Origin of the sequence: Methanocalculus sp. (assembly GCF_030651615.1) — an archaeon.
GTDB lineage: Archaea > Halobacteriota > Methanomicrobia > Methanomicrobiales > Methanocorpusculaceae > Methanocalculus.
Genome location: NZ_JAUSCG010000155.1, coordinates 1 through 5607, shown reverse-complemented (window position 1 = coordinate 5607; position 5607 = coordinate 1). Strand labels below are relative to the sequence as shown.

The 5607-nt window shown below is 48.8% G+C and carries 9 protein-coding genes; 8 read left to right on the top strand and 1 reads right to left on the bottom strand.

Features of this window, described 5'->3' with window-relative positions; translation table 11 throughout:
• The 8 genes from Q7V06_RS06860 to Q7V06_RS06825 all read left to right on the top strand — a co-directional run.
• Positions 1 to 747: DNA primase small subunit domain-containing protein (locus Q7V06_RS06860; protein ID WP_304839921.1), on the top strand; the 747-nt coding region annotated here is incomplete at its 5' end.
• Positions 744 to 1355 carry a hypothetical protein gene (locus Q7V06_RS06855; RefSeq protein ID WP_304839919.1) on the top strand — a complete coding sequence of 204 codons (612 nt, stop codon included), beginning with the start codon at positions 744 to 746 and terminating at the stop codon, positions 1353 to 1355. The genes Q7V06_RS06860 and Q7V06_RS06855, both read left to right, overlap by 4 nt.
• Positions 1356 to 1392: 37 nt before the next feature.
• Complete coding sequence (locus Q7V06_RS06850; RefSeq protein WP_255333110.1) at positions 1393 to 1671, top strand: 50S ribosomal protein L44e; 279 nt, start codon at positions 1393 to 1395, stop codon at positions 1669 to 1671.
• An 8-nt stretch (positions 1672 to 1679) separates the two neighbouring features.
• Positions 1680 to 1868, top strand: a complete 189-nt coding sequence (locus tag Q7V06_RS06845) for a 30S ribosomal protein S27e (RefSeq protein ID WP_304839912.1) — start codon at positions 1680 to 1682, stop codon at positions 1866 to 1868.
• A 7-nt stretch (positions 1869 to 1875) separates the two neighbouring features.
• Positions 1876 to 2649 carry a translation initiation factor IF-2 subunit alpha gene (locus Q7V06_RS06840; RefSeq protein WP_304839909.1) on the top strand — a complete coding sequence of 258 codons (774 nt, stop codon included), beginning with the start codon at positions 1876 to 1878 and terminating at the stop codon, positions 2647 to 2649.
• A gap of 14 nt (positions 2650 to 2663) precedes the next feature.
• Complete coding sequence (locus tag Q7V06_RS06835; protein WP_304839906.1) at positions 2664 to 2825, top strand: RNA-protein complex protein Nop10; 162 nt, start codon at positions 2664 to 2666, stop codon at positions 2823 to 2825.
• Between the two features lie 14 nt (positions 2826 to 2839).
• Positions 2840 to 3562, top strand: a complete 723-nt coding sequence (locus tag Q7V06_RS06830) for a proteasome assembly chaperone family protein (protein WP_370650824.1) — start codon at positions 2840 to 2842, stop codon at positions 3560 to 3562.
• 2 nt (positions 3563 to 3564) lie between these two features.
• Positions 3565 to 4680, top strand: a complete 1116-nt coding sequence (locus Q7V06_RS06825; protein WP_304839901.1) for an endonuclease Q family protein — start codon at positions 3565 to 3567, stop codon at positions 4678 to 4680.
• A 37-nt stretch (positions 4681 to 4717) separates the two neighbouring features.
• On the opposite strand, the gene Q7V06_RS06820 is transcribed toward Q7V06_RS06825, so the two are convergent.
• The coding region (locus Q7V06_RS06820) for a hypothetical protein (protein ID WP_304839899.1) at positions 4718 to 5607 on the bottom strand (890 nt) is incomplete at its 5' end.

Genomic DNA, 5607 nt, shown 5'->3' with positions numbered 1-5607 from the left:
ATCGACCCGGCGCGGGAACTGTCTGTCGTCTTCTCCGGTGGGAGGGGGTATCATATTCACCTCACATCGCTTGTGATGCGTTCCTGGAAGAGTGCTGAACGGCGTGAACTTGTTGATTATGTCTGCGGGACAGGTCTCTCTCCACAAGTCCTTCTGGCCGGTGAGAACCGGCCTGACAGAGGCTGGAGGCTTCGGTTGAAGCAGGCCATTCAGACCACTCTCATGACGATTCGAGCCCTTCCGCCGGATGAGCAGATCAGGATGCTCTCCTCGGTTAAGGGAGTCTCAACATCAGGTGCTGCAGACTTTCTGAAACGTCTTGACACCATCATCCATTCTATTCAGAATGGCATGTTCGATGTCTGCAACCATGACCGCGTGATCCTCGCCATGTTTGCTGATTCAACAAGTCTCCTCTCGCAGCAGATCAGGGAGCGGGCTGCCCTTGCTGATGAACCGGTGACAACAGATATCAAACGCCTGATACGCCATCCCTCCTCTCTCCATGGCGGGAGTGGCTTTCTGGTTACTCCCCTTCAGGTGCGGGAGATCGATGACTTCGATCCCCTCATCGATGCAGTTGTCTTCTCAGAGCGTCCGGTACGTGTAGATTCGTCATTTGAGGTGACGATGCCGATCCTTGGAAACCACTATTCAATTGGCAAGGGGATCAACACCGTCCCTGAGGCCCTTGCGGTCTTCCTCTGTTCGCGTGGGATCGCTGAGTTTAACGGGGGTGAGTCATGAAGATCTCGTTTGACCGTGTCCGTTCGATCCTCTTTGACGAACGGGCCAGCGGCACCCTCACTGAGATTCCATCTGAACTCTACCGGAATGTCCATGAGGAGATTGAACGGATGTACCGGGATCTCTATGAATCCGGCGATCCGCTCTCAGACAGGTCACAGGATCTGATCCGCCAGATTGAGAGTTTTAAATCGTACATTCAGGAGATCTTTGTGATCAGGACAAGTCGCATCATCGAACTTGCCACGGCAAAGGGCAATGGTGACACCATTGAGCGTGAGGTGATGCGGATGATGATCTCAGAGGAGCGCGAGCTCTTTGAGACCGTTTCAAAAGCTGTATTGCAGGCGAGAATGAGTCTTGTTGACCTCCGTTCAAGGAAGAAAACCCTTGTGTTTGAAGAGATGGCGGAGGCAGAGGAGGCCGAAGAGGAGGTCTCTCCCCTTGGTATGACTCCCATTCGTCTCATCGCTCCGGTCGAGCCGTTTATGGGGTATGATGGGAGGACTTATGCGTTAATGGTCGAGGATATTGTTACACTTCCAACACCTAATGCAAGTGTTCTATGTGACCGCAACATAGCCTTAAATATAAGAATTCGCAAATAAATATGGTATTCGGGTTCCTAAAACAGAGGTATTTTTCATGAAAAGACCAGCAAAATTCAACACCTATTGTCCGTTCTGCCGGACACACACGGAACATGAGATCGAGAAAGTGAAGAAGGGCAAGACTACCGGTCTTCACTGGATTGATCGTGAAAAGGCACGGAGATCCCGTGTTGGGAACATGGGTAAGTTCAGCAAGGTTCCGGGTGGCGATAAACCAACAAAGAAGATCAACGTCCGGTACCGGTGCAAAACCTGCAAAAAAGCCCATCTCAGAAAGGGATACAGAATAGCAAAATTCGAATTAACGGAGTGAGTGAACAGATGGTAGTATTAAATCGTGAGAACCGAAGCGGTTTTGTAAAAGTGAAGTGCCCTGACTGTGAAAATGAGCAGATCATCTTTGAGAAGGCGAGCACCGTCGTCGACTGCATCGTATGCGGGCATGTCCTTGCAGAAACGACCGGCGGCAAAGCACTGATAAAGGCAGAGATCCTATCACAGTTTGAGTGAGTGTCTGATGAGCGAGAGGTTATGGCCCGAAGATGGAGAATTGGTCGTCTGCACAGTCGTTGACGTAAAGGACTTTGCAGCGTTTGTTACCCTGGACGAATATGATGCAAGCCAGGGTCTCATACCAATCTCCGAGATTGCGCGTGGATGGATCAAATATATCCGTGATTTTATCCGTGAAGGGCAGAAGGTCGTCTGCAAAGTCCTTCATGTTGATACCTCGCGCGGGCATATCGACCTCTCCTTAAAGGATGTCAATGACCACCAGCGTCGTGAGAAGATTCAGGAATGGAAGAACGAACAGAAAGCCCATAAGTGGATAGGATTTGCAGCAGAGGCGTCAGGTATCGAACCTGCTCAGATTACCGATACTCTCCGCTCAGAATATTCGATGTTCTATCCGTTATTTGAAGACCTTGTCATTCATGGTGATGAGGTTCTCCGTCGTTTCGACCTGTCTGAACCGGTGATTAAGGCACTCATGACCGTTGCGGCTGATAATGTCAAGGTCCAGAAGGTGACGATCAGCGGGATCATGGACATGATGTCTGACAAACCCGATGGTGTGAATGTCATCAGACGTGCACTCCGTAGTGCCGAGGGAAAAGTTCCCGGCGTCGAAGTCGAGATCACCTATCTTGGAGCTCCCCGCTACCAGATCAAGGTTACCGCCCCGGATTACAAATCAGCGGAGAAGGCGATCGAAAAGGTCGCTGCAAACACGATCGGTGTTGTTGAGCGGGCAGGCGGAACCGGAAAACTGATCCGGAAAGCGAAATAATATCCGGTGCCTGTATGTTTGGCCGGATGAGACGTTGCCCGCAAGACGGCAACTATACCCTTTCTTTTCGATGTAAGGTCTGTCAGTCACCTACCGTGCCGGTGCATCCGCCCCGTTTCTCTCCGCAGGATCGTTATGGCAGGTACAGGAGGCAGATGCGTTTATGGACCCGGTAACGATCTCCCATAAGGTGGAACAGCCAGAAGACTATACCGCCCCGATCCTGATTGAGGGTCTTCCGGGTGTGGGTCATGTCGGAAAGCTTGTTGCGGATCATATTGTGGATGAGTTGCATGGGGTTCTCATAACCGAGATCCTCTCACACCACTTCCCACCCCAGACCTCGATTGACCGGGATGGGATTATGCATCTCCCAAAGAACGAATTCTATTGGGTGGACGGTGATCCGCCTCTCCTTCTCCTCACCGGAGATTGCCAGAGCACCTCCCCCGAGGGGCATTATATACTGACCGGACATTATCTCGATATTGCAGCCCGATGTGGTGTAAAGCGTATCTATACGCTCGGGGGGTATGGTGTCGGTCATCTCGTCGATCTCCCAAGGGTCCTCTGTTCAGCAGATCGCCCTCTCCTCCTTCAGGAAGCGATCGATGCCGGTGCAGTCTTCTCCCCTGATGAACCACCCGGTGGTATCATCGGTGCTGCCGGTCTCCTTATCTGTCTTGGATCGCTTCGTGGCATGGAGGGTATTGCACTCCTCGGAGAGACCTCAGGCTATCTTGTCGATCCGATCAGTGCACAGGCAGTCCTTTCAGTCCTTTCAAAGCTAATCGGTCTTGATATCGACCCTACACGCCTTCAGGAGAACGCTGAAGAACTTGAGGGCGCTCTTGAGAAGCTGAAGGAATCCGAACAGGATCGCGAACGGGAAGAGCTCTCCTATATCGGATAAGTATGGCACAGGTCACCGCAGATCTCCATATCCACTCCTGTTTTTCGATGGCAACATCAAAGGATATGCTCCCTGATCGTATCCTGTCAGGATGCAGGACGAAAGGGATTGGTGCGATCGGAAGTGGAGATGCACTCCATCCGGAGTGGCGGAGGATGTGGGGGGAGGTCGAAGATGATCATGGAATGATCCTCCTCCCGACGGCAGAGGTGGAAGACCAGGACCGGGTTCACCATCTGATCGCAGCAGAAACCTTTGATTCGTTTGTAATGATGCAGGAGATGTTTACTCCGCATTGTTCTCATCTGAAGACTTCCGGACGGCCGCATATCCGTTTAAACGGAGAAGGGATAGCAAAAATTGTTCATGAGGCAGGTGGGCTGATCGGCCCTGCCCATGCTTTCACCCCGTGGAGGTCGATCTATGCCGCCTTCTCTTCACTTGCTGAGTGTTATGGGGATGAGGAGGTATCATTCCTTGAACTTGGTCTCTCAGCAGACAGCCGCGATGGTGCCGGTATCAGCGAGCTTGCGGGCATCCCGTTCCTCACAAACTCCGATGCGCACAGTCCGGTTCCTGAAAAACTCGGGCGTGAGTGTACCATCCTTGACCTGAATACAATGGATGTCACCTCTCTCCTCTCTGCGATCCGGGATGGAAGGATACTGATGAATATCGGGTTCTTCCCTGAAGAAGGAAAATATAACCGGACCGCCTGCACCCGGTGTTTTCACCAGTACACCCTGGAGGAGGCAATTGATCTCAAATGGCGGTGTCCTCTTGACAAAGGGCGGATCAAGAAGGGTGTCTCCGATCGTGCCCGCGAGCTCTCCGGCACTCGTGTGACAGAGAGGCCTCCATACCTCCACATCATCCCTTTAGCCGAGATCATCGCAAACCGGCTCGGCACCTGCTCTCCAAGGACGAAGAAATGCTCTGCCCTGTATGATGAGCTGATCGCACAATTCGGTGATGAGCTTTCGATCCTGATCACGGTGTCTGCAGAGGAGATCCGATCTGTCCATCCGGGTGTTGCAGATGCAATAGCCGCCTTCCGTGAGGGGAGAGTAACGCTGCATCCGGGCGGCGGCGGGCAGTACGGAACGTTCTCGGTGTAGTGGTTTGTTGGATAATTAAAAAAAGTCTATTATGAAATTATATCATCCGTTTATTCTTATCAAACCAAATTTTTGCAGTAATGATGAAGTTGTTCTCATCAATTTTTCTTTTAATGACTGGATAATTAATTTCAATGTCACTTAAAATATCTTTAATGTTTTCGATACATTCCCCGCCGATACCATGAATTGTAACAAAGTTCACTCCATATTTCAAATTTCGTTTAATCTTTTTGTGAATTTTTGGAGCGAGCTCATCTGCTGCCATCCATCCTTGAACAAATATTGCAAATGCTTCTTCCTCGATTATTAGGTGATATCTCTCTAAAAACTCCTCATGAGTAAATTCTGGATGTGAGGCCATTTCTTTGTAAATTGGCATTATCATCGACTCGAAATATCCAGAACTTAGCAAATTGTTTATTTTTCTTCCACGAGCTCCATATTCAGCCATTACTTCTCCTTTAAGTGCATATATCTCTGAATGTGGAGCTCCTTCATTAAATCTTTTTTTAATATATATTGCAGCTCTTAGAATTGCAAAATCATCATCTGGAATTTTCCCTCTAAAAAAATCTAGTAATGCTTTTGTTTTATCCTCACTTTCTTTCAATTCAATATCTTCAATACGGTCTTTTGAATTTTTCTCCAGAAGAGGTATATCCTCAACTAACACACTATTTTGAATTATCTCCCGAAGTTCCTCTTGCTGCTCTGAAGGCAATGATAATAATATCGCTTTAATGTTCAAAGCAATTGTTTGTGGATTGGTTTGTTCAATTAGGGGGGTAGATTCATTTCCATGATAGTGAATATGATTTACGGTGACTAAATTGTGAACTATGTCATGAATCTCAATATGTAAATGAACCCTAAAAAACTCCTTTAATTTATCGAAAAATAATGCCTTAACAATGGACATATTTA